Genomic DNA, 21,336 nt, shown 5'->3' with positions numbered 1-21,336 from the left:
TTATTGTGGTGGCGAGGCAGTGCAATAAGCCTTTCGCCAGGATGCACGCCGGGCAGTCGGCGGCAGTAAGGTTGCGCGACAACCCCGGCGTGCAAAGAAACCTGTCGCACAGGAAAGCCGTAGCAAGGTAGTCGAGCCGCTTTTGAATGATTGCCGACAGGCCCGGCAGATGGATAGCTCCCTTCTGCCCGGCGACTTGCGCTGCAATAACTGATGTGTAGGCCGGCGGTGGGACGATGTCCAAACGCGAGCGCAAACAACCCATAGGTCCGCGCTCACACCCCGACCCGCCGCCTCAACTCGTGGGCAACATCCCCGCTTCGTCTACAATCTCGCCTTTCCCCAAGTTGTCAGGAAGTCGCAGGTGTCCCGAACTGCCCCCCATCGTCGCTCGCCGAAGCGCCATAAGACGCCGCCGCCCGCGCCCGCGCTCGTTATCACCGGCAATGAGCCGGTCATCGAAATCACTTCGCTCGATATGGAAGCGCGCGGCGTCGGCCGCACCGAAACCGAAGACGGCACGCCCGGCAAGGTGATCTTCGTCGAGGGTGCGCTGCCGGGCGAGCGCGTCAGTTATTCGACGCATCGCAGCAAGGCGAAATTCGAGCAGGCTGAAGTCGTTCAGGTATTCCGCGAAAGCGTGATCCGCACGAAGCCGAAGTGCAATTATTTCGATGTTTGCGGCGGCTGTTCGATGCAGCATCTGGATGTTCGCGCGCAGGTCGCCGTCAAACAGCGCGTGCTCGAAGACAACCTGCAGCATCTGGCGAAGCTACGCCCCGAAACGGTGTTCCGGCCGATCCACGGGCCGGCCTGGGGTTATCGCTATCGCGCGCGGCTGGCTGTTCGGTATCTGCCGGAAAAAGGCGGTATGCGGATCGGCTTCCACGAAAAGAAAAGCGGCAACATCGCCGATATGAAAACCTGCGAAGTATTGCCGCCGCATGTGTCGGCGATGCTGATGCCTTTGCGTTTCATGGTGCGTAAGTTGTCGATCCACGATCGTATTCCGCAATTGGAACTGGCAGTGGGTTCGTCGGTGACGGCGCTGGTGGTGCGCAATCTGGCGCCGCTGACCGAAGCGGACGAGCAGGTTCTGCGCGATTTCGCCGATCAGCACAAGCTGCAGTTCTGGCTGCAGCCGGCCGGCCCGGAAACGGTTGCGCCGTTTTATCCACTCGAGCCGGAACTCGACTACACGCTGCCGGAATATGACATCCGGATGCCGTTCAAGCCGACCGACTTCACCCAGGTGAATCACGCGATCAACCGTGTGCTGGTGAGCCGCGCGTTGCGCCTGCTGGCGCCGGCGCGCACGGATCGTGTGCTCGATCTGTTTTGCGGAATTGGCAACTTCACGCTGCCGCTCGCGCGGATTTCGAAGGAAGTGGTCGGGATCGAGGGCAGCGAAGTGCTGACCTCGCGCGCGTTGGCCAACGCGGAGCTGAGCGGCGTGGCGGGGCATACGTCGTTCGCGTGCCGCAATCTGTTCGAAGTCACCGCCGACGACATGCGCGCGCTCGGTCACTTCGACAAATTCCTGATCGACCCGCCGCGCGAAGGCGCACAGGCCGTTGCCAAAGCGCTGGCAGAGATCGCGCAAAGCGGCGACGGGCCGCTGCCGAAGCGGATCGTCTATGTGTCGTGCAACCCGGCGACGCTGGCTCGCGATTCGGGGCTGCTGGTGCACGAGGCCGGCTACCGGCTGGTGGGCGCGGGCGTCGTGAACATGTTCCCGCATACGTCGCACGTGGAGTCGATCGCGTTGTTCGAACGGGATTGACTGTCGCCGACGCAGTGAAAGGCGGCGGTTAGCCGCCTTCGCATAGCGTCAAAGCCGCTGCGCTTCGCGCAAATAAAAAAGCCACGACCGAAGTCGTGGCTTTTTTTTCAGATGTGCGGCTTAACCCGCTGCGCGGCTTAGAACTGCCACCACGACTTCACCGTACCCGGGCGAGCATGGCCCGTGATGTACGGGCTGTCCGGGAACGTACCGGCCAGCACGCGTTTGGTGTCGTCGGCCAGTTGCGGCTGGTTCAGCTTCTGATACGACAGCATCATGATGTGCAGTGCGTCTTCGATAGCCGGTGCGTTCTTGTATTCACGCAACGCCAGTTGAGCGCGGTTGATCGCAGCCACATAAGCGCCACGGCGGTAGTAGTAGTCGGCCGCGTGGACTTCGTGCGATGCCAGCGCGTTCACGATGTAGCGCATGCGTTGCGCCGCGTCCGGTGCGAACTTGCTGTTCGGGTATTTGTCGACCACGACCTTGAACGCGTCATACGACTCGCGCAGCGACTTCGGATCGCGCTCGCTCATGTCCTGGCCGGAGAAGCGGCCGAACAGACCGAGGTCGTCGTTGAAGTGGATCATGCCCTTCAGGTAGTACGCGTAAGCGATGTCCGGATGATCCGGGTGCAGCTGGATGAAGCGGTCGACGGCCTGGTCGGCGGCGGCGTTTTCGCTGTCTTTCCAGTTGCAGTAAGCGACGTTGATCTGCGCCTGCTGGGCGAAGTGGCCGAACGGGTCGCGGCCTTCAAGCATTTCGAAGTACTTTGCGCACTTGCCGAAATCACCGCCGGTCAGAGCGTCGTTCGCCTCCGTATATAATTTGTTGTTGTTCCACGTTGCCGTTTCGTCGGTTTTTTCCGGCAGGCCGTGGCAAGCCGCAATAACAGTGACGGCAGCGGCACACGCAATGTATCCGGCCACTTTACGGGCCGCCTTCTTGATGGCCGCCAAATTGATCGCCGCTTTAGTGATGGTGTTCAAGGCTCGCATTTTCCAGTCTAGCTTTACGTCCAGGTGACCCAGACTCAATGACCCGCTCAAATACTCCAGGCGCCGCAACCGGTGCCGGGAATAGCAACAAAGATTATAGCGTAAGCGCTGACCCCTCCGACGCGTTGGGCGTCGATTCCCTCGACGACGATCTCGGCAGCGACGCGCTCACAGCCCCGCCAGCCATGGTTCCGACCGTGGCGAGTCCGGTCGCCGACGAGAGCCCGCGCAGCGTCGTCGTGCCCGACGAACTGGCCGGGGAGCGCCTCGACAAGGTGCTCGCGCGCGTTTTCCCCGAGTTCTCGCGCAACCGTCTGCAGAGCTGGATCGAGGCCGAACGCGTGCGGATCGACGGTAAGGCGGCGAAAGTTCGTCAGCCGGTGCCGCTCGGCGCGACCATCGAACTGGTGCCCGATCTGCTGCCCGAACAGCTTGCGTTCACGCCCGAACCGGTGCCGCTCGAGATCGTCTACGAAGACGATACGCTGGTGGTCATCAACAAACCGGCCGGCATGGTCGTGCATCCGGCAGCCGGCAACTGGAGCGGCACCGTGCTGAACGGCCTGCTGTATCGCTATGGCGACGCCGCGGCGGGCCTGCCGCGTGCGGGCATCGTGCATCGACTGGACAAGGAAACTTCCGGGCTGATGGTGGTCGCGCGCACCCTCGAAGCGCAGACTGATCTCGTGCGCCAGTTGCAGGCACGTACGGTGAAGCGTCGCTATCTCGCGCTGGTGTGGGGCAACATGCCCGAGGAGGGCACGATCGATGCGCCGATCGGCCGCGACCCGCGCGAGCGCACGCGTATGGCGGTGGTGACGAGCGCGTCGGGCAAGGCCGCACGCACGCACTTCCGGCGCGTCGATTCGGCGATCTGGCAGCGTCAGCCGGTCACCGCGATTCATTGCGATCTGGAAACCGGGCGGACTCACCAGATTCGCGTGCATTGCGCGCACATCGGCCATCCGCTGCTCGGCGACCCGGTGTATGGGCGTGCACGCGGCAAGCGCTCGGTGACGCCGCTGCCCGACGGCTTCGCGCGCCAGGCGTTGCACGCGTGGCGGCTCGGGCTGATTCATCCGAAAACCGGTCGCACGATGCAATGGCGTGCCGATGCGCCGGAAGATATGGAAGTGCTGTCGGCGGCGCTCGGTCTTGGGCGAGACGACGCGGGCGAGTTCGACGAGACGTATTACGAAGAAGACGGCTACGACGAGTCGCTCGACGATGACATCGAAGACGGCGATCCCGAAGATCACGACGCCGAAGAACATGACGACGACCACGACGAGGACGATCGCGCATGACTCTCCCCGAGCTGGGTTTTGCCGATGTGGTGCAGCCGGCGTGGAACGTATCGCCGCGCGTGCGCGCGCTCGTCACTACGCGAAACGGCGGTGTCAGCGAGCCGCCGTTCGGGCGCTGGCAGAATGGCGCGGATCAGCCCGGCGGCCTGAATCTGGGAATGAAAGCCGGTGACGATCCGACGGCGGTCGCCATCAACCGCGAGCGGCTGTTGTCACTTGCGGGCGTCACCGACGTCGCGTGGCTCGAGCAGATTCACGGCGCGGGCATCGTGCGCGCCGAAGACGCTCTTGCGCAAACGCGCGCGGGCAGCGGCCCGACGCAAGCCGATGCGAGCGTCACCGATCGTCCCGGCACCGTATGCGTCGTGATGGTCGCCGATTGCATGCCGGTGCTGCTGTGCGACGAAGCCGGCCGCGCGGTCGGTGCTGCCCATGCGGGCTGGCGCGGACTGGCGGCGGGCATCGTCGAGCAGACCGCGCAGCGCGTCGCGGAACTCGCGGGCGTCGACCCGGGGGCGCTGCAAGCGTATCTCGGGCCGTCGATCGGTCCCGACGCGTTCGAAGTCGGCCCTGACGTGCGTGACGCCTTCATGAAGGGCGTCGGCGGCGCACAACGCGATGCGACGGCGAATGCGTTCATCGCGCATCCGCACAATCCTGGCAAATATCTCGCCGATCTTCCGGCGCTGGCGCGCTTGCGTTTGCAGGCGCTCGGCGTGACCAGAATCGCCGGCGGCGATCTTTGCACGGTCGCGCAACGCGAGCGTTTCTATTCCTATCGGCGCGACCGCGAAACCGGCCGCATGGCTGCGCTGATCTGGCTCGACGATCACGCGCAAGCACTCGCCGATTGAAGCAGACGAGGGCGTCGCTCGCTGCATCGATTGCAGTCGGGCGATGTCGCAACGTGGTCTTCGCGTTGTCGCGTCTTTCAGCTTTTTCGCCCGGCTTCACACTCAAGCAATCTCACGCCCGCATGATGACGCGACAGCTCGCTGCTTCATCATGCGGGCGTGGTCGTTTTCGAGACAGTTTCCGGCGACAAGGCGCGATTTACCAGGCATCCGTACGAACCCCTGTATGAGGGTTAATTCGGAGGTGTCGAGCGAATTTTGCTGCACTGCCAGAATTCTTTCCACTGACGTAAAACCGCCGCGAAAAATGTCTGATCGCGAACGGATAAATCCACATAAGCCTATGCAAGATGGGAGCTTTTTCGTCCGCGATCATCCTTTTTCAAAGAGGTCTCAAAAGCGCTATCTGCTACACAGGGAAAACGATAATTAAAAAACTATCGCACTGCGGCAAAATCGGGAACAAGCATTGACATGCCTTGCGATGGGGAGCAAGAATGTTCCTCACGAGCTCCTCGTACATGGGACAGGGCGTGACGAGGTCGCGAGCAGTCGCTCACGTGCGCACGAACCTGCCTCTCCAACCCGTCCGCAAGGACTTACCGGTCAAAAGCAGGTATGGCAGCATCACATTCCTCAGCTTCTCCCAGCACGGACTCCTCCACGGAGCATACGCAGCAGGCCGGTACGAGCAGTGCCGCGCCGGCCGCAGGCATGCAGCAATTACTCGACGTATGGATGAACGCGTGGCGTTCGCTCGGCACTCCGCCGGGCGCGGGCGGCTTGCCGTTCGCGATGCCGCAGATGCCCCAGGTTCCGGGTATGCCGGCGGGTTTTCCGCAGGGTTTCCCCCAGATGCCCACCGCGTTTCCCGGCATGCCCGACTTCAGCAAATTGATGGCGGGCTCGATGCCTTCCATGCCGTCGTTCGCGAACCTGAACATTCCAAGCGCCGCGATTCCCGCGGAGCGTCTGCAGAAACTCCAGTCCGATTATTCGCGTGAGGCGCTGGAACTGATCCAGCAGGCTACCGCGTCGGCCAGCAAAGCACCTGAACTGAAGGACCGCCGCTTCAGCTCGGAAGCGTGGAGCGCTACGCCCGCTTATGCGTTCACTGCCGCGTGGTATTTGCTGAACGCGCGTTATCTGCAGGAAATGGTCGACGCACTCGACACTGATCCGAAGGTGCGTGAGCGCATCCGTTTCGCAGTTCAGCAGTGGACTGCGGCGGCGTCGCCGAGCAACTTCTTCGCGTTGAATCCGGAAGCGCAAAAAACCCTGCTCGACAGCAAGGGCGAAAGCTTGCGTCAGGGCGTGATGAATCTTCTCGGCGACATGCAGCGCGGCAAGATTTCTCAAACCGACGAATCGCGTTTCGTGGTCGGCGAGAATCTCGCGAACACCGAAGGCTCGGTGGTATTCGAAAACGATCTGCTGCAGCTGATTCAGTACAAACCGCGCACGGCAACCGTGCGTGAACGGCCTTTGCTGATCGTGCCGCCGTGCATCAACAAGTTCTACATTCTCGATCTGCAACCGGAGAATTCGCTGGTCGCTCACGGTCTCGATTCGGGACACCAGGTGTTCCTGATTTCGTGGCGCAATGCGGATCAATCCATCGCGCATAAAACGTGGGACGACTACATCGGCGAAGGCGTGCTCACCGCGATCGATACTGTCAGCAAGATCAGCGGCCGTGAGCAGATCAACACGCTCGGGTTCTGCGTCGGCGGCACGATGCTCGCCACGGCGCTCGCGGTGGCCGCGGCACGCGGCCAACATCCGGCGGCGTCGATGACGCTGCTTACCGCCATGCTCGACTTCTCCGATACGGGCGTGCTCGACGTGTTCGTCGACGAAGCGCATGTGCAGATGCGTGAGCAGACCATCGGCGGCAAGAAGGGCGCGCCGGCGGGGCTGATGCGCGGCCTCGAATTCGCGAACACGTTCTCGTTCCTGCGGCCGAACGATCTGGTGTGGAACTACGTCGTCGACAACTACCTCAAAGGACGCACTCCGGTGCCGTTCGACCTGTTGTACTGGAATAGCGACTCGACAAGTCTGCCGGGACCGATGTACGTCTGGTATCTGCGCAACACGTATCTCGAGAACAAGCTGCGTGAACCCGGTGCACTGACCACGTGCGGCGAGCCGGTCGACCTGTCGAAGATCGACGTGCCGACCTTCATCTACGGTTCACGCGAAGACCATATCGTGCCGTGGCAAACCGCGTATGCATCGGTGCCGTTGCTGAGCGGCCCGCTGAAATTCGTGCTCGGTGCGTCGGGGCATATCGCCGGTGTGATCAATCCGCCCGCGAAGAAAAAGCGCAATTTCTGGACGCTTGAAGGCGACGTCAAGACGCTGCCGGAAAGCGCGGACGACTGGCTCGGCGCAGCCACCGAAGTGCCAGGCAGCTGGTGGCCCGAATGGACCACGTGGCTCGATCAGTACGGCGGCAAGAAAGTGAAGCCGCGTGCCACGGCCGGCTCGGCGGAATACCCGGTGATCGAGCCCGCGCCGGGACGTTATGTGCGGCAACGCGAGTAAGGTTTCGTTTTATGACGCGCTTCACGCGTGCGATGTTTGGATGTGAATGATGCGATGTGAATGAGCGTCTGATTCAGTAAGGGCGTAAGAGCAACAAGATTTTTAACTTGACGGGCAGCGGCGCTTTCGGCCGGCATGCCCGGAGGATATGGAAATGACTGATGTTGTGATCGTATCGGCCGCCCGTACGGCAGTAGGCAAATTCGGTGGTTCGCTGGCGAAGACTGCCGCGCCTGATCTCGGCGCCGTGGTGATTCGCGCCGTGCTCGAACGGGCCGGTCTGAAACCCGAACAGGTAAGCGAAGTCATTCTCGGCCAGGTGCTGACGGCAGGCTCGGGGCAGAACCCGGCGCGTCAGGCGGTCATCAAGGCGGGCTTGCCCAACGCAGTGCCCGGCATGACGATCAACGTGGTGTGCGGCTCCGGTCTGAAGGCCGTGATGCTCGCGGCCAACGCCATCATCGCGGGTGACGCGGACATCGTGGTGGCCGGCGGCCAGGAAAACATGAGCGCCGCGCCGCACGTGCTGCCGGGTTCGCGCGACGGTTTCCGCATGGGCGACGCGAAGCTGGTCGACTCGATGATCGTCGACGGCCTGTGGGACGTGTACAACCAGTACCACATGGGCGTGACGGCGGAAAACGTCGCGAAGGAATACGGCATCACGCGCGAGCAGCAGGACGCGTTCGCGGCGCTGTCGCAGAACAAGGCGGAAGCCGCGCAAAAGGCCGGCCGTTTCGACGACGAAATCGTCCCGGTCGAGATTCCGCAGCGCAAGGGCGAACCGCTGCGTTTCGCTACTGACGAATTCGTCCGTCATGGCGTGACGGCGGAATCGCTGGCAGGTCTGAAGCCGGCTTTCTCGAAAGAAGGCTCGGTTACGGCGGCTAACGCGTCGGGTCTGAACGACGGCGCGGCGGCCGTGCTGGTGATGTCGGCGAAGAAGGCTGAGGCGCTCGGCCTCAAGCCGCTCGCGCGCATCAAGGCTTACGCGACCTCGGGTCTCGATCCGAAGGTGATGGGTATGGGCCCGGTGCCCGCTTCGCGCCGCTGCCTCGAGCGTGCAGGCTGGACGCCGGCCGATCTGGACCTGATGGAAATCAACGAAGCGTTTGCCGCGCAGGCTTGCGCAGTGAATCAGCAAATGGGCTGGGACACGTCGAAGATCAACGTGAACGGCGGCGCGATTGCAATCGGCCATCCGATCGGCGCGTCCGGTTGCCGGATTCTCGTCACGCTGCTGCACGAAATGCAGAAGCGCGATGCGAAGAAGGGGTTGGCGTCGCTGTGTATCGGCGGCGGCATGGGTGTGGCGCTGGCGGTCGAGCGCGCTTAAGGTCGAGGCGCCGGGCGCTGATAGTCAGCCAGATATCAGACGCCGGTAAGAATCGGCATCAGGCAGGCAATAACCCGGTATGAGCCGTGCCTGGTAGCATCACTGTGTTATCAGGCGGTTTCACGCAACCTCAGGCCGGGTTGCCGCGCGCCGCACGCGAAGCAGGTGGCGCGCATTCAGCAGTGGCCTCGTCAGCGCCGGTCGCCCGGCGGCAGCGGAGATGAAGCATCAAGGCGAGGGAAGAGGCAGCCGGTCGGCGCCTCGAAAACGATAACGGAGTGTAGTTTATGACACAGCGAATTGCGTATGTAACGGGCGGGATGGGTGGCATCGGCACGAGCATTTGCCAGCGGCTGCACAAAGAGGGCTTCAAGGTGATCGCAGGTTGCGGCCCGAATTCGCCGCGTCGCGTGAAGTGGCTCGAAGAGCAGAAGGCGCTTGGCTTCGATTTCATCGCATCCGAAGGCAACGTCGGCGATTGGGAATCGACCAAGTCCGCGTTCGACAAGGTCAAGGCCGAAGTCGGCGAGATCGACGTGCTGGTGAACAATGCCGGCATCACGCGTGACGTCGTGTTCCGCAAGATGACGCACGAAGACTGGACGGCGGTGATCGATACCAACCTGACCAGCCTCTTCAACGTCACCAAGCAGGTGATCGACGGTATGGTGGAGCGCGGCTTCGGTCGTGTGATCAACATCTCGTCGGTGAACGGTCAGAAAGGCCAGTTCGGCCAGACCAATTACTCGACGGCGAAGGCCGGCATTCACGGCTTCACGATGTCGCTTGCGCAGGAAGTGGCCACCAAGGGCGTGACGGTCAACACCGTGTCGCCGGGCTACATCGGCACCGACATGGTCAAGTCGATCCGTCCGGACGTGCTGGAAAAAATCGTGGCAACGATCCCGGTGCGCCGCCTGGGTCAACCGGACGAAATCGGTTCGATCGTCGCGTGGCTCGCGTCGGACGAATCGGGCTTCTCCACGGGTGCTGATTTTTCGCTTAACGGCGGTTTGCATATGGGCTGAGTCACCGGCGCGCCGCTCACAAGGCGGCGTGCTTCGGCTCAGATGGTTACGGCGGCGTCCCTGCTACGCAATGGCAACCATTGCGTAGCAGGTAGACGCCGTTCCGCGCTCAACTCGCGCTCAAAGGCGTTACATGACCACTACTACAAAGAAAACAGCCGAACGACTGATCAAGAAATATCCGAATCGTCGGCTCTACGATACCGAGACAAGCACGTACATCACGTTGACGGATGTGAAGCAGCTCGTGCTCGATCAGGAGGATTTCAAGGTCATCGATGCGAAGAGCAACGAGGACCTGACGCGCGCCATCCTGTTGCAGATCATTCTCGAAGAAGAGAGCGGCGGCTTGCCGATGTTCTCGTCGTCGATGCTGTCGCAGATCATCCGTTTTTACGGTCATGCGATGCAGGGCATGATGGGCACGTACCTGGAAAAGAACATTCAGGCTTTCATCGACATTCAGGCAAAACTCGCCGACCAGTCGAAGAATCTGTACGAAGGCAAGGCGATGAACCCGGAGGTCTGGTCGCAATTCATGAACATGCAGGCGCCGATGATGCAGGGCATGATGACCAGCTACATCGAGCAGTCGAAGAACATGTTCGTGCAGATGCAGGAGCAGATGCAGACCCAGGCGAAATCGATGTTCGCCACGTTCCCGTTCACGCCGGGCGGTGCGGTGAATGCGGCCGGTGCCGGCAGTGTGCCGGGCACGCCGCAGACGAATCCGGAGCCGGAGAAGAAGTAGGGCGGTTTGAAGGAGGCTGGTGGCGCGCGGTTACCTGGACGGGAAGCCGCGGCCGCGACGTGGTCCCGCCACCCTTGAACAACTGGCACAACTGGCGAGCCGAAACGTTCCGGCGAAATTGTCAGTGGGTCCAGCCACAGCGCATCTCCCTGCGCAACGCGCAAGTCAGGGGTAGCCGGCACGGTACAATTGTGGATTAAACGTACGGGGCGCCGTCGCCACGGGACCCGGGTCTCAATGCCCCGCCGCATCGTTCCCTCAATTGTCTCTATCCGCCACCCGCTGGACTCCCTTGCACGTCTCAAATCCCTTTTGCCATTGCGCCAGTGCTTCGTCTGATGAGACGCCCGCATGAGCCGGCTGTTTCTCGCCCCGATGGAAGGGCTTGCAGACTACGTGTTGCGCGACGTGCTGACCCGCACGGGCGGATTCGACGGTTGCGTGTCCGAGTTCATCCGCGTGACGGGGTCGGTGCTGCCTGCGCGCGTCTACGAGCGGGAAGCGCCCGAGGTGCGGCACGCCAGCCGTACGGCAGCCGGCACGCCGATGGTGATCCAGTTGCTCGGTAGCGATCCCGAATGGATGGCCCGCAATGCGGCTCACGCGGCGCGCCTGTCGCCTTACGGGGTCGACCTGAATTTCGGCTGTCCCGCCAAAGTGGTTAATCAGCACGGCGGAGGGGCCATGTTGCTGGCCGATCCCCGGCAACTCAACCGGATTGTGTCGGCGGTTCGCGCAGCGGTGCCCGCCGAGGTCCCGGTGACGGCAAAAATGCGTCTCGGCGTATCGGACACGGCGCTGGCTCTGGAGTGTGCGGTGGCGCTGGCCGAAGGCGGGGCGGCGTCGCTCGTCGTCCATGCACGGACCCGCGATCACGGCTATCGGCCGCCCGCGCACTGGGAGTGGATCGCGCACATCGACGCGGCCGTCGACGTGCCGGTCATCGCCAATGGCGAAGTCTGGACGGTGGCGGACTGGGAACGATGCCGGGCGGTCAGCGGCTGTGCGGACGTGATGTTAGGGCGCGGCGCGGTTTCGGACCCATTTCTGGCGCTGAGAATACGTGGTCAGATGGACCCGCTTCCGTCCGCCGAAGACTGGCGCGTCGTGCTTCATGACATCGCGGGTTATCTGAAGAAAATACAGGCGCTCGGCGTTGCCCGCCATGAGCACGGGCGTGTCAAAAAGTGGCTCAGCTATCTTCAGCGGACGTGGCCGCAGGCCGCCGAATTGCATGCGGCGATCCGGCGGGTACAGGATTCACACGAAATTCTGCGCGTCATCGAACAGGCGCTGGAATCCACCGGCCCACGCTCGTCTCGCGAAACCCTGCTCGCGGATCAACCCGATCTCGCCGACGCCATTGCCGGTTGAAGGCGAAAATTCAAAGACTTACGAGCGGTCGCCCTGGCGAACCGCTACAATTCAAGGTTTAACGTATTCAAGCGGTCCCCCCCATGTCCACCCCCACGATTACTCCGACGGCCGCCCCTACGGCCGCACCGAAAGTCGGCTTTGTTTCGCTCGGCTGCCCGAAAGCTCTGGTCGATTCCGAGCAGATCATCACGCAGCTCCGTGCCGAGGGTTACGAAATTTCCGGTACGTACGACGGCGCCGACCTCGTGGTCGTCAACACCTGCGGTTTCATCGACGAAGCCGTGCAGGAAAGCCTCGACGCGATCGGCGAAGCGCTCAACGAAAACGGCAAGGTGATCGTCACCGGCTGCCTGGGTGCGAAGAAGAGCGGCAGCGGCTCGGGGCTGATCGAAGAAGTACATCCGAAGGTGCTGGCGGTGACCGGCCCGCACGCGGTCGGCGAAGTGATGCAGCACGTGCACACCCATCTGCCGAAACCGCACGACCCGTTCGTCGACCTGGTGCCCGCCGCCGGCGTGAAGCTCACGCCGCGCCACTACGCGTATCTGAAGATTTCCGAAGGCTGTAACCACCGCTGCACGTTCTGCATCATCCCGTCGATGCGCGGCGACCTCGTGTCGCGCCCCGTCGCCGAAGTGATGCTTGAAGCGGAAAACCTGTTCAAGGCAGGCGTGAAGGAACTGCTGGTGATTTCGCAGGACACCAGCGCTTACGGCGTCGACGTCAAGTACCGCACAGGCTTCTGGAACGGCAAGCCGATCAAGACGCGCATGACCGACCTGGTCGGCGCACTCGGCGAACTCGCCGCGCAATACGGCGCGTGGGTGCGCCTGCACTACGTGTACCCGTACCCGAGCGTCGACGAAGTGATCCCGATGATGGCAGCAGGTCCGTACAAGGGCCACGTGCTGCCGTACCTCGACGTGCCGTTCCAGCATGCGCATCCCGAAGTGCTGAAGCGCATGAAGCGCCCGGCCAACGCCGAAAAGGTGATGGAGCGCGTGAAGGCGTGGCGCGAGATGTGCCCGGATCTGACGATCCGCAGCACGTTTATCGCCGGCTTCCCGGGTGAGACCGAAGAGCAGTTCCAGACGCTGCTCGATTTCATCCGCGAAGCTGAACTGGATCGGGTCGGCTGCTTTGCGTACTCGCCGGTCGAAGGCGCGACGGCCAACGAACTCGACGGCGCGCTGCCCGACGAAGTGCGTGAAGAGCGTCGCGCGCGCTTCATGGAAGTGGCCGAGGAAGTGTCGGCGAAACGGATCGCGAAGAAGGTCGGCAAGACGCTGAAGGTGCTGGTCGACGAGATCAATGCCGACGGCGGCGTCGGCCGTACTGCGGCAGACGCGCCGGAGATCGACGGCGTCGTGTATATCGCGCCGTCCACGAAGGCGTCTAGGCGATACAAGGTCGGCGATTTCGTATCGGTGAAAATCACCGGCGCCGACGGTCATGACCTGTGGGGCGAGGTCTAAACAATGACGGTGAGTACGACCGCTCAGCCAAACAGCAGCACGCCGGAAATCCTCGCGCTCGGCGAGGCGATGATCGAATTCAACCAGTCGGCGAAAGACCAGCCGAACTATCTGCAGGGCTTCGGCGGCGATACGTCGAACTTCTGTATCGCCGCCGCTCGGCAAGGTGCGAAGACCGGCTTTGTGTCGGCGGTCGGTGAAGATCATTTCGGGCGTCTGCTGATCGATCTGTGGGAACGCGAACAGGTGGACACGTCGCTCGTCCGCGTCGATCCGCGCGCGCCCACCGGCGTTTATTTCGTGTCGCACGGCCCGAACGGCCACGCATTCGATTACCTCCGCGCCGGCTCGGCGGCAAGCTGCTACGCGCCGCACGATCTGCCGCGCGACGCGATTGCGGCAGCCAAAGTCATTCACCTGTCCGGGATCAGTCTCGCGATCAGCGTCAGCGCTTGCGACGCCGCGCTCGAAGCCATCGCGCATGCGCGCGCAAGCGGTGTGCGCGTGAGCTTCGACACCAATCTGCGTCTGAAGCTGTGGCCGCTGGCCCGCGCGCGCGCCGTGATGCTCGAAGCGATCCGCCAGACGGACATCTGTCTGCCGAGCTGGGACGACGTCACCGAACTCACCGGTTTAACCGGCCGTGACGAGATCGTCGATTTCCTGCTGTCGCACGGTCCGCGCGTGGTCGCATTGAAACTCGGCAAGGAAGGCTCGTATATCGCGACGCCGGACGAACGGCGCGTCGTGCCGGGCCACGTCGTCAACGCGGTCGATGCCACCGGTGCGGGCGACTGCTTCGGCGGCGCGTTTATCGCGCGCATCGTCGCCGGTGACGATCCTTTTGCGGCGGCGCGTTATGCGAACGTCGCGGCGGCGCTGTCCACGCAAGGTTACGGCGCGGTTGCGCCGATTCCGTCGTGCGAGACAGTGCAACGCCTGCTGGCAGGCTGAAATCCGTGCCCACCGCGACACGCCGCTGCGGCGATGTCGCGGCCTGCGGCCCGCGGGCAAGATCACAAGATCATCTTGAGAGACTAAAAGAGGAGCGAGCGATGCAACGGGACGTAGTGGTGGTCAGCGCGGTACGTACGGCAATCGGCGGTTTCGGCGGCAGTCTGAAAGATTTTCCGCCGACCGACCTCGGCGCACGCGTCGTGCGTGAGGCCCTTGTGCGTGCCAGCGTATCGGGCGACGAAGTCGGCCATGTGGTGTTCGGCAACGTCGTGCATACCGAACCGAAAGACATGTATCTCGCCCGCGTGGCCGCGATCAACGGCGGCGTCGCGCAGCACACGCCCGCGCTAACCGTGAACCGCTTGTGCGGATCGGGCTTGCAGGCCATCGTTTCGGCCGCGCAGAGCGTGCTGCTCGGCGACGCCGACATCGCGATCGGCGGCGGTGCGGAAAACATGAGCCGCGCCCCTTACTCGATGCCCGCCGCCCGCTTCGGTCAACGCATGGGCGACGCGCGCCTCGTCGACATGATGGTCGGCGCGCTGAACGACCCGTTCCAGTCGATCCATATGGGCGTCACCGCTGAAAACGTCGCGCGTAAATACGATATTTCGCGTGAAGCGCAAGACGCGCTTGCGCTCGAATCGCATCGCCGCGCGGCTAACGCCATCGCCAGCGGCTACTTCAAGGAACAGATCCTGCCGATCACGATCCCGTCGAAAAAGGGCGATGTCGTGTTCGATACGGACGAACACACGCGAATGAACGCGTCGGCGGAAGATTTTTCGAAGCTGAAACCGGTGTTCGCGAAAGAAAACGGCACGGTGACGGCCGGCAATGCGTCGGGCATCAACGACGCGGCGGCCGCGGTCGTGCTGATGGAGCGCAGCGTCGCCGAAAAGCGCGGCGTCAAGCCGCTCGCGCGGCTGGTGTCGTATGCGCATGCGGGTGTCGATCCGGCTTACATGGGTATCGGACCGGTGCCGGCGTCGCGCAAGGCGTTGGAGCGCGCGGGCCTGACGGTCGCCGACCTCGACGTGATCGAGTCCAACGAAGCGTTTGCCGCGCAGGCTTGCGCGGTCAGCAAGGAGCTTGGGTTCGATCCGGCCAAGGTCAATCCGAACGGGTCGGGCATTTCGCTCGGTCACCCGATCGGCGCGACCGGTGCGTTGATCACCGTCAAGGCGCTGTATGAATTGCAGCGCGTCGGCGGCCGCTACGCGCTCGTCACGATGTGTATCGGCGGCGGGCAGGGCATTGCTGCGATCTTCGAGCGGATCTGACGCGGGCTGGACATAGGTTTAAACGGTGCCGGCTGGGGTTCGGGGGCACCGCGCAGTATTGGCAGGAGGAAGAACGGATGCAGGAATCAAAAGCGATGAAGAGTTTGCCGGGCGGCGTGCGAAACGGCGCAGTGCGGCGGCGTGGCTGGGCGGTGGTTAGCGTGGCCGCGCTACTGTGTGCCGGTGCGGGAGCGTTGATGCCCGCGCAAGCCTGGGCCGAAAGCGACGCGGTCAAGGAACTGGCGGCGCCTCCGCCAATCCAGTTGCCGCTCAGGCCGAGCCCCGAGTTCGCAAAATTTCCGCGTTATGCAGGCATGCTCGGCTCGCGTCAGATCGTGTTGCGGCTGGGCCCGAAAACCGACGACCCATCGGGCGTGCACGGCGAATACCAGTACACGGACACCGGCGAAGTTATCCTGATCGCGGGCGACCGCGACGGCGATACGCTCGAAGTCGAGGAGTCGAACGATGGCACCCGTATCACCGGCAATTGGGTCGGCAAGTTCGCGGCCGACGGCACGGTCTCTGGCGACCGGATGAACGTCGACGATTCCGATCCGCAACCGTTCGATCTGAAGCCGCTGGCCGCAGGCCAGGCGATTCCGGCTCCGGGCGCGCCAGCTGTGGCTCATGCGGCTCCTGAGGCGGCGCCCGCGCCCGCGCCTCAAGCAGGCGGTAACGGGACTGCACCGGCCCCTGGTGGCCACCCGGTCGGCGGCGTCAGCAATCTGCAAACCGGCGACTGATCTGCCACTGTCCAATGACTAACCGGCCACTAGTCAGCCACGAATCTGCAACACAAAACAGAACCCCGTGCGGACCTCTCAAAGATCCTCGCGCGGGTTTTCTATCAGGCGCAATCCCGCCAACTCGTCTACTCTTTCTCAGGCGGCGCAACACCCCGCGCCGTCTTTCAACGAATCTCACCATGACCCAATCCAAACTCAAACGCGATCTGCAAACCCGCATCGTGCGCGCCGAAGACCAGATCACGCCGGGCTTCGAATCGTTTTCGACGCCGGTCGCGCGAGCCTCGACGGTCGTGTTTCCCGATCTCGCCACCATGCGCGCGCTCGACTGGAAAAACGACGCGCAATGGCGCTACGGCCTGCATGCAACGCCCACGTCGCTCGCGCTGGCCCAGCGTCTTGCCGCCATCGAGGGCGGCAATCATGCGCTATTGCAGCCGTCGGGTCTGTCGTCGATTTCGAATGTGTACTTCGGCCTCGTCAAGGCAGGCGACGACGTGCTGATTCCCGACAACGTCTACTCGCCGAATCGCGAACATGGCGACTGGCTGGCGCGCGATTTCGGTGTGACGGTGCGTTATTACGATCCGCTGATCGGCGCGGGCATCGCCGATCTGATCCAGCCGAACACGCGCCTGATCTGGATCGAAGCGCCCGGTTCAGTGACGATGGAAGTCGCCGATGTCCCGGCGATCGCCGCGGCGGCACGTGCGCGCGGCGTGATCACGGCAATCGACAATACCTGGTCCGCGGGTCTCGCGTTCCGTCCGTTCGACCATGGCGTCGACATTTCGGTGCAGGCGCTGACCAAGTACCAGTCAGGCGGCGGTGACGTGCTGATGGGCGCGACGATCACCGTCGACCGTGACTTGCACGTGAAGCTGAAGGCGGCCCGTATGCGCATGGGGATCGGCGTATCGGCGGATGACTGCTCGCTGATTCTGCGCAGCCTGCCGAGCATGCAACTGCGTTTCGAGCAGCACGACCGTGCTGCACTGGCCCTCGCGCAGTGGCTGAAAACGCGCCCTGAAATCGCGTCGGTCCTGCATCCGGCGATTGCCGACTGTCCGGGCCACGAGTTTTTCAAGCGCGACTTTACAGGCGCGGGCGGGTTGTTTTCGGTCGTCTTCGACGGCCGTTACAGCGCGGCGCAGATCGACACGTTCTGCGAATCGCTCGAACTCTTTTCGATCGGCTGGAGCTGGGGCGGCGCACACAGCCTCGTGATGCCCTACGACGTCGCGTCGATGCGCACCGCCGGCGACTGGCCGCACAAGGGCACGCTGGTGCGCTTCTATGTCGGTCTGGAAGCCGAGGCGGACCTGCGCGCGGACATCGAGCAGAGTCTGTCGGCGCTGGCGTGAGCGTTTGAGCTTCTATGCGAGTGCCAGGGCTCGCGACAGCCTTTTTGCCGCCGTGATGCAATGAATCGACCCACCGGGACCCGTTTCCGGTGGGTTTTTTTATATCCGGCGACGGTCATCAGCGTGCCTGGAAATCCATCGCGACATCGCACTGCACGCCACGCCGCAGCCCACTCGCCGCCGATATACTGCAACGGTCACTTCCTCGTTGGATCCTCGAACATCAGGAGGCGCCAGATCATGTCGGCCACCGAACTCGAGCAGCGAACCCTCAGGCGATCGTTGCTCTGCACGTTGATGATCGCGGGTGTCGGAATCGTCGTGGGTGTGGTCAGCGGTTCGCTGTCGATCATCTTCGACGGCATGTTTTCCGCGCTCGACGCCGCGATGTGCAGCCTGTCGCTGCTGGTCGCGCGCCTGTTGAGTCAGCCGGGCAGCCGACGCTTCCAGCACGGCTTCTGGCACATCGAGCCGCTTGTGCTGGTGTTCAACGGCAGCCTGCTGTCGGTGCTGTGTCTGTATGCGTTCGTCAACGCGGTCAAGGGAATCATCGACGGCGGCCGGGAGCTGGAGTTCGGCATCGCGATGATCTACGCGGTCGTGGTCAGCATCTTCTGCTTTTTCATGTACTTCCGGCAGCGGCGGCTCAACCGCGTGATCGAATCGGAACTGATCGGACTCGACACCAAAAGCTGGCTGATGTCGGCATGCATCAGCTCGGCGCTGCTGGTCGCGTTTTCTGTCGCGTGGATCCTGGAGCAGACCCGCTACAGCCACCTGAGCTGGTATGTCGACCCTGGCGTGCTAGCCGTGCTGACGCTGGTGTTGATTCCGATGCCGATCGGCACGGTGGTCGGTGCCGTCAAGGAAGTGCTGTTGATGACGCCGGACAGTCTCGACACGACCGTGCGCGAACTGATGCACAGCCTGACCGCCGAATACGGCTTCGTGACGTACTCGCATTACGCGACGCGCGTGGGGCGCGGGCTGTTCGTCGAGGTGCACATCGTGTTGCCCGATGCGATGGAGCATGTCGGCATCCGCCAGCTCGATCTGATTCGCGACAAGATATCGCGTGCGATTGGCGAATCGGGCCCGGATCGCTGGCTGACGGTGGCTTTTACGCGAGACCCGCGCTGGCTGTAATTCGCCGATGCCGGCGGGTCTCAATGTATTTGCGTGAGGCTGCGCTCAGAACAGCCGCAGCAACCCGTCCAGTCCGACATGATTGAAGGCCACGGTGGCCGCTTCGCGCACCACCGGTTTCGCGCGAAACGCGACCGACAAACCGGCCTCGGCCATCATCTTCAGATCGTTCGAACCGTCGCCCATTGCAATAGCGCGCGCCGGTTCGATGCCGAGTTTCGCGCAGGTTTCGCGCAGCGTGCGTGCTTTCACCTCGGCATTGACGATCTCGCCGGTCACCTGGCCCGTCAGTTTTCCGTCGACGATCTCGAGCGTGTTCGCGTTCGTGAAATCGAGGCCCAAACGCGCCTTCAGTTTTTCGGTGAAGAACGTGAATCCGCCCGACACCAGCAAGGTTTTCAGCCCCGCCGCCTTCGCGCCTGCGAGCATGCGCTCCGCGCCGGGCGACAGTTGCAGACGTTCTTCGTAGACCCGTTCGAGCGCGCTGGCGTCGAGGCCTTTGAGCAGCGCGACGCGACGCGTCAGGCTCTCGTTGAAGTCCTTGATCTCGCCGCGCATCGACGCTTCGGTGATCTCGGCCACTTCCGCTTTCAGTCCGCAGAAATCGGCGATTTCGTCGATACATTCGATCGTGATCAGCGTCGAGTCCATGTCCATCGCGACCAGCCCGAAGTCGCGCAACTGACGGCCCGCTTCGACAAACGCGTAGTCAAGCTGATGGGTGCCGCAATACACGTCGATATCCGCGCGCTGGTCGATGTTTGCGTCGGCGATACGCAGCGCATTCGCGTCGATCGCGGTGGCGTGCGAACCGCGTGCGAGCGCGACGAGCGTTTTGTGGTGATCGGCGGAAAGGGGCGCGGAGCTTTGAATGACGAGGTTCATGGACGACGCAAGGGAAGCAGGAAGTAGGAGAGCGCGGAAATCCCGCTATTGTATCGGTTCCGGCAGATGCGCCGTCCTGGGCGGCGGTTCTGCGGGTGCGGCGGTTGCGGGCGGGCGGAGAATCACGCTGTGCAAACGGATTGCGCGCGAGCCATACTCGACTGTCGAATCGAACGACGCTGCGAACGATCCCTCGCGGTCATTTGCATCGACCCGGCAACAACACACATAAACACAAAGACGGAGACACAGCATGACCCCGGCGACTGCCAGCGACCCCTCCATCCTCGCGCGCGATTTCGATCTGCGCCACCTGAGTCCCGCTTTCTACGCCGACCCGTATCCGGTTTATCACGCACTGCGCGTCCACGAGCCGATCCGGCGGATGCCCGACGGCTCGCTGTTCCTGACGCGATTTCGTGACGTGCAGGCGGTCTATCGCGATCCGAAGACGTTCAGCTCCGACAAGACCGTCGAGTTCAGGCCGAAATACGGCGACTCGCCGCTCTACGCGCATCACACCACCAGCCTTGTGTTCAACGATCCGCCACGGCATACGCGGGTGCGCAGACTGATCGCCGGAGCGCTCACGGCGCGTGCTATCGCGGCCATGGAGCCGGGCCTCGTGCGTCTCGTCGATGGCCTGCTCGATCGGGCGGCCGCGCGCGGCACGATCGATCTGATCGGCGAATTCGCGTCGGCGATTCCGGTCGAGATCATCGGCAATCTGCTGGACGTGCCGCACGCCGAGCGCGAGCCGTTGCGCGACTGGTCGCTCGCGATACTCGGCGCGCTCGAGCCGTCGCTGAACGCCGCGCAACTAGAACGCGGCAATCGCGCGGTGACCGAATTCGTCGATTATCTGCGCGATCTGGTCGCGCGCCGGCGGCGCGAACCGGGCGATCCGCAGCACGATGTGCTGACCCGGCTGATCGAGGGCGAGGCGGGTGGTGAGCAACTGTCCGAAGCGGAATTGCTGCAGAACTGCATTTTCATCCTGAATGCCGGACATGAAACGACCACCAACCTGATCGGCAACGGTCTCGTTACGCTGACCGAATGGCCGGAGCAACGCGCTGCGTTGTTGCGCGAGCCGTCGTTGATCGAATCGGCGGTCGAGGAATGTTTGCGTTTCGAGAGTTCGAATCAGTTGGGTAACCGGATGGCGACCGTCGATACCACGATCGGCGGCGTCGAGGTTGCGCGCGGTACGCCGGTCACTTTGTGCATCGGCGCGGCCAATCGCGACCCGGAGCAGTTTGCCGAGCCGGATCGTTTCGACATTCGCCGCGATCCGAACCGGCATCTCGCGTTCGGCTTCGGGATTCATCAGTGCGCGGGTTTGTCGCTCGCGCGGCTCGAGGCGCGAATTGCGATTGGGCGTTTCGTGCAGCGGTTTCCGTCGTATCGGCTGAATGGGACGCCGACGCGAGGCGGCCGCGTCCGGTTTCGCGGATTCGCGGCGGTGCCGGTCGAGGTGAACGGCTGAAAAA

General features: G+C 63.0%; 17 protein-coding genes. 15 read left to right on the top strand and 2 right to left on the bottom strand.

Annotated features, from left to right (window positions below; genetic code table 11):
* The first annotated feature begins 364 nt into the window (after positions 1 to 364).
* Positions 365 to 1,783 carry a 23S rRNA (uracil(1939)-C(5))-methyltransferase RlmD gene (rlmD, locus tag ABH945_RS07180; protein ID WP_429250131.1) on the top strand — a complete coding sequence of 473 codons (1,419 nt, stop codon included), beginning with the start codon at positions 365 to 367 and terminating at the stop codon, positions 1,781 to 1,783.
* A 137-nt stretch (positions 1,784 to 1,920) separates the two neighbouring features.
* On the opposite strand, the gene ABH945_RS07175 is transcribed toward rlmD, so the two are convergent.
* Positions 1,921 to 2,781, bottom strand: a complete 861-nt coding sequence (locus ABH945_RS07175) for an outer membrane protein assembly factor BamD (RefSeq protein ID WP_074763898.1) — start codon at positions 2,779 to 2,781, stop codon at positions 1,921 to 1,923.
* A 38-nt stretch (positions 2,782 to 2,819) separates the two neighbouring features.
* Between ABH945_RS07175 and ABH945_RS07170 the strand changes: the two genes are divergently transcribed.
* The 13 genes from ABH945_RS07170 (at position 2,820) to ABH945_RS07110 (ending at position 18,958) form a co-directional block, all read left to right on the top strand.
* On the top strand, positions 2,820 to 4,088 hold the full coding sequence (locus ABH945_RS07170) for an RluA family pseudouridine synthase (protein WP_429250130.1): 1,269 nt from the start codon (positions 2,820 to 2,822) through the stop codon (positions 4,086 to 4,088).
* Complete coding sequence (pgeF, locus tag ABH945_RS07165) at positions 4,085 to 4,942, top strand: peptidoglycan editing factor PgeF (protein WP_429250129.1); 858 nt, start codon at positions 4,085 to 4,087, stop codon at positions 4,940 to 4,942. Before ABH945_RS07170 ends, pgeF begins: the two co-directional genes overlap by 4 nt.
* A 714-nt stretch (positions 4,943 to 5,656) precedes the next feature.
* Positions 5,657 to 7,492, top strand: a complete 1,836-nt coding sequence (gene phaC / locus ABH945_RS07160) for a class I poly(R)-hydroxyalkanoic acid synthase (RefSeq protein WP_074763901.1) — start codon at positions 5,657 to 5,659, stop codon at positions 7,490 to 7,492.
* A 154-nt stretch (positions 7,493 to 7,646) separates the two neighbouring features.
* The gene (locus ABH945_RS07155) at positions 7,647 to 8,828 is read left to right on the top strand and encodes an acetyl-CoA C-acetyltransferase (protein WP_074766386.1); all 1,182 of its coding nucleotides are present in this window, start codon (positions 7,647 to 7,649) and stop codon (positions 8,826 to 8,828) included.
* Between the two features lie 287 nt (positions 8,829 to 9,115).
* Positions 9,116 to 9,856 carry a 3-ketoacyl-ACP reductase gene (locus tag ABH945_RS07150; RefSeq protein WP_074763902.1) on the top strand — a complete coding sequence of 247 codons (741 nt, stop codon included), beginning with the start codon at positions 9,116 to 9,118 and terminating at the stop codon, positions 9,854 to 9,856.
* A gap of 133 nt (positions 9,857 to 9,989) precedes the next feature.
* Complete coding sequence (phaR, locus tag ABH945_RS07145; protein WP_074763903.1) at positions 9,990 to 10,607, top strand: polyhydroxyalkanoate synthesis repressor PhaR; 618 nt, start codon at positions 9,990 to 9,992, stop codon at positions 10,605 to 10,607.
* 351 nt (positions 10,608 to 10,958) lie between these two features.
* On the top strand, positions 10,959 to 11,981 hold the full coding sequence (locus ABH945_RS07140; protein WP_429250128.1) for a tRNA dihydrouridine synthase: 1,023 nt from the start codon (positions 10,959 to 10,961) through the stop codon (positions 11,979 to 11,981).
* A gap of 83 nt (positions 11,982 to 12,064) precedes the next feature.
* Positions 12,065 to 13,459 (top strand): 30S ribosomal protein S12 methylthiotransferase RimO, encoded by a 1,395-nt coding sequence (gene rimO / locus ABH945_RS07135; protein WP_074763905.1) that lies wholly within the window; start codon positions 12,065 to 12,067, stop codon positions 13,457 to 13,459.
* Positions 13,460 to 13,462: 3 nt separating this feature from the next.
* Positions 13,463 to 14,413 carry a sugar kinase gene (locus ABH945_RS07130; RefSeq protein WP_429250127.1) on the top strand — a complete coding sequence of 317 codons (951 nt, stop codon included), beginning with the start codon at positions 13,463 to 13,465 and terminating at the stop codon, positions 14,411 to 14,413.
* Between the two features lie 101 nt (positions 14,414 to 14,514).
* Positions 14,515 to 15,699: a beta-ketothiolase BktB gene (gene bktB / locus ABH945_RS07125; RefSeq protein WP_074763907.1), complete on the top strand. Its 1,185-nt coding sequence runs from the start codon at positions 14,515 to 14,517 to the stop codon at positions 15,697 to 15,699.
* Positions 15,700 to 15,776: 77 nt separating this feature from the next.
* Positions 15,777 to 16,445 carry a hypothetical protein gene (locus tag ABH945_RS07120; protein ID WP_429250126.1) on the top strand — a complete coding sequence of 223 codons (669 nt, stop codon included), beginning with the start codon at positions 15,777 to 15,779 and terminating at the stop codon, positions 16,443 to 16,445.
* Between the two features lie 182 nt (positions 16,446 to 16,627).
* Positions 16,628 to 17,812, top strand: a complete 1,185-nt coding sequence (locus ABH945_RS07115; protein WP_429250125.1) for a cystathionine beta-lyase — start codon at positions 16,628 to 16,630, stop codon at positions 17,810 to 17,812.
* 240 nt (positions 17,813 to 18,052) lie between these two features.
* Complete coding sequence (locus ABH945_RS07110; RefSeq protein ID WP_074763910.1) at positions 18,053 to 18,958, top strand: cation diffusion facilitator family transporter; 906 nt, start codon at positions 18,053 to 18,055, stop codon at positions 18,956 to 18,958.
* A 45-nt stretch (positions 18,959 to 19,003) separates the two neighbouring features.
* Here ABH945_RS07110 and serB read toward each other — a convergent pair whose 3' ends face one another.
* Positions 19,004 to 19,843, bottom strand: coding sequence for a phosphoserine phosphatase SerB (gene serB / locus ABH945_RS07105; protein WP_429250124.1), 840 nt, complete (start codon positions 19,841 to 19,843; stop codon positions 19,004 to 19,006).
* A 253-nt stretch (positions 19,844 to 20,096) separates the two neighbouring features.
* On the opposite strand from serB, the gene ABH945_RS07100 reads away from it, so the two are divergent.
* Positions 20,097 to 21,332 carry a cytochrome P450 gene (locus ABH945_RS07100; protein ID WP_429250123.1) on the top strand — a complete coding sequence of 412 codons (1,236 nt, stop codon included), beginning with the start codon at positions 20,097 to 20,099 and terminating at the stop codon, positions 21,330 to 21,332.
* The last annotated feature ends 4 nt before the right edge of the window (positions 21,333 to 21,336 follow it).

It is taken from the genome of Paraburkholderia sp. GAS333 (assembly GCF_050435665.1).
In the GTDB taxonomy this organism is placed as follows: Bacteria; Pseudomonadota; Gammaproteobacteria; order Burkholderiales; family Burkholderiaceae; genus Paraburkholderia; species Paraburkholderia fungorum_A.
The sequence above is the reverse complement of the archived record's forward strand: the minus strand, read 5'-3'. Positions and strand labels throughout refer to the sequence as shown.

What these genes read in the sequence shown, in the direction of transcription:
- ABH945_RS07115 (WP_429250125.1), top strand. Translation starts at nt 16,628, where the DNA reads ATGACCCAATCCAAACTCAAACGCGATCTGCAAACCCGCATCGTGCGC.
- rimO (WP_074763905.1), top strand. Translation starts at nt 12,065, where the DNA reads ATGTCCACCCCCACGATTACTCCGACGGCCGCCCCTACGGCCGCACCG.
- ABH945_RS07100 (WP_429250123.1), top strand. Translation starts at nt 20,097, where the DNA reads ATGACCCCGGCGACTGCCAGCGACCCCTCCATCCTCGCGCGCGATTTC.
- serB (WP_429250124.1), bottom strand. Translation starts at nt 19,843, where the DNA reads ATGAACCTCGTCATTCAAAGCTCCGCGCCCCTTTCCGCCGATCACCAC.
- ABH945_RS07110 (WP_074763910.1), top strand. Translation starts at nt 18,053, where the DNA reads ATGTCGGCCACCGAACTCGAGCAGCGAACCCTCAGGCGATCGTTGCTC.
- phaC (WP_074763901.1), top strand. Translation starts at nt 5,657, where the DNA reads ATGCAGCAATTACTCGACGTATGGATGAACGCGTGGCGTTCGCTCGGC.
- ABH945_RS07175 (WP_074763898.1), bottom strand. Translation starts at nt 2,781, where the DNA reads ATGCGAGCCTTGAACACCATCACTAAAGCGGCGATCAATTTGGCGGCC.
- ABH945_RS07130 (WP_429250127.1), top strand. Translation starts at nt 13,463, where the DNA reads ATGACGGTGAGTACGACCGCTCAGCCAAACAGCAGCACGCCGGAAATC.
- ABH945_RS07155 (WP_074766386.1), top strand. Translation starts at nt 7,647, where the DNA reads ATGACTGATGTTGTGATCGTATCGGCCGCCCGTACGGCAGTAGGCAAA.
- bktB (WP_074763907.1), top strand. Translation starts at nt 14,515, where the DNA reads ATGCAACGGGACGTAGTGGTGGTCAGCGCGGTACGTACGGCAATCGGC.
- ABH945_RS07120 (WP_429250126.1), top strand. Translation starts at nt 15,777, where the DNA reads ATGCAGGAATCAAAAGCGATGAAGAGTTTGCCGGGCGGCGTGCGAAAC.
- pgeF (WP_429250129.1), top strand. Translation starts at nt 4,085, where the DNA reads ATGACTCTCCCCGAGCTGGGTTTTGCCGATGTGGTGCAGCCGGCGTGG.
- ABH945_RS07170 (WP_429250130.1), top strand. Translation starts at nt 2,820, where the DNA reads ATGACCCGCTCAAATACTCCAGGCGCCGCAACCGGTGCCGGGAATAGC.
- ABH945_RS07150 (WP_074763902.1), top strand. Translation starts at nt 9,116, where the DNA reads ATGACACAGCGAATTGCGTATGTAACGGGCGGGATGGGTGGCATCGGC.
- phaR (WP_074763903.1), top strand. Translation starts at nt 9,990, where the DNA reads ATGACCACTACTACAAAGAAAACAGCCGAACGACTGATCAAGAAATAT.
- ABH945_RS07140 (WP_429250128.1), top strand. Translation starts at nt 10,959, where the DNA reads ATGAGCCGGCTGTTTCTCGCCCCGATGGAAGGGCTTGCAGACTACGTG.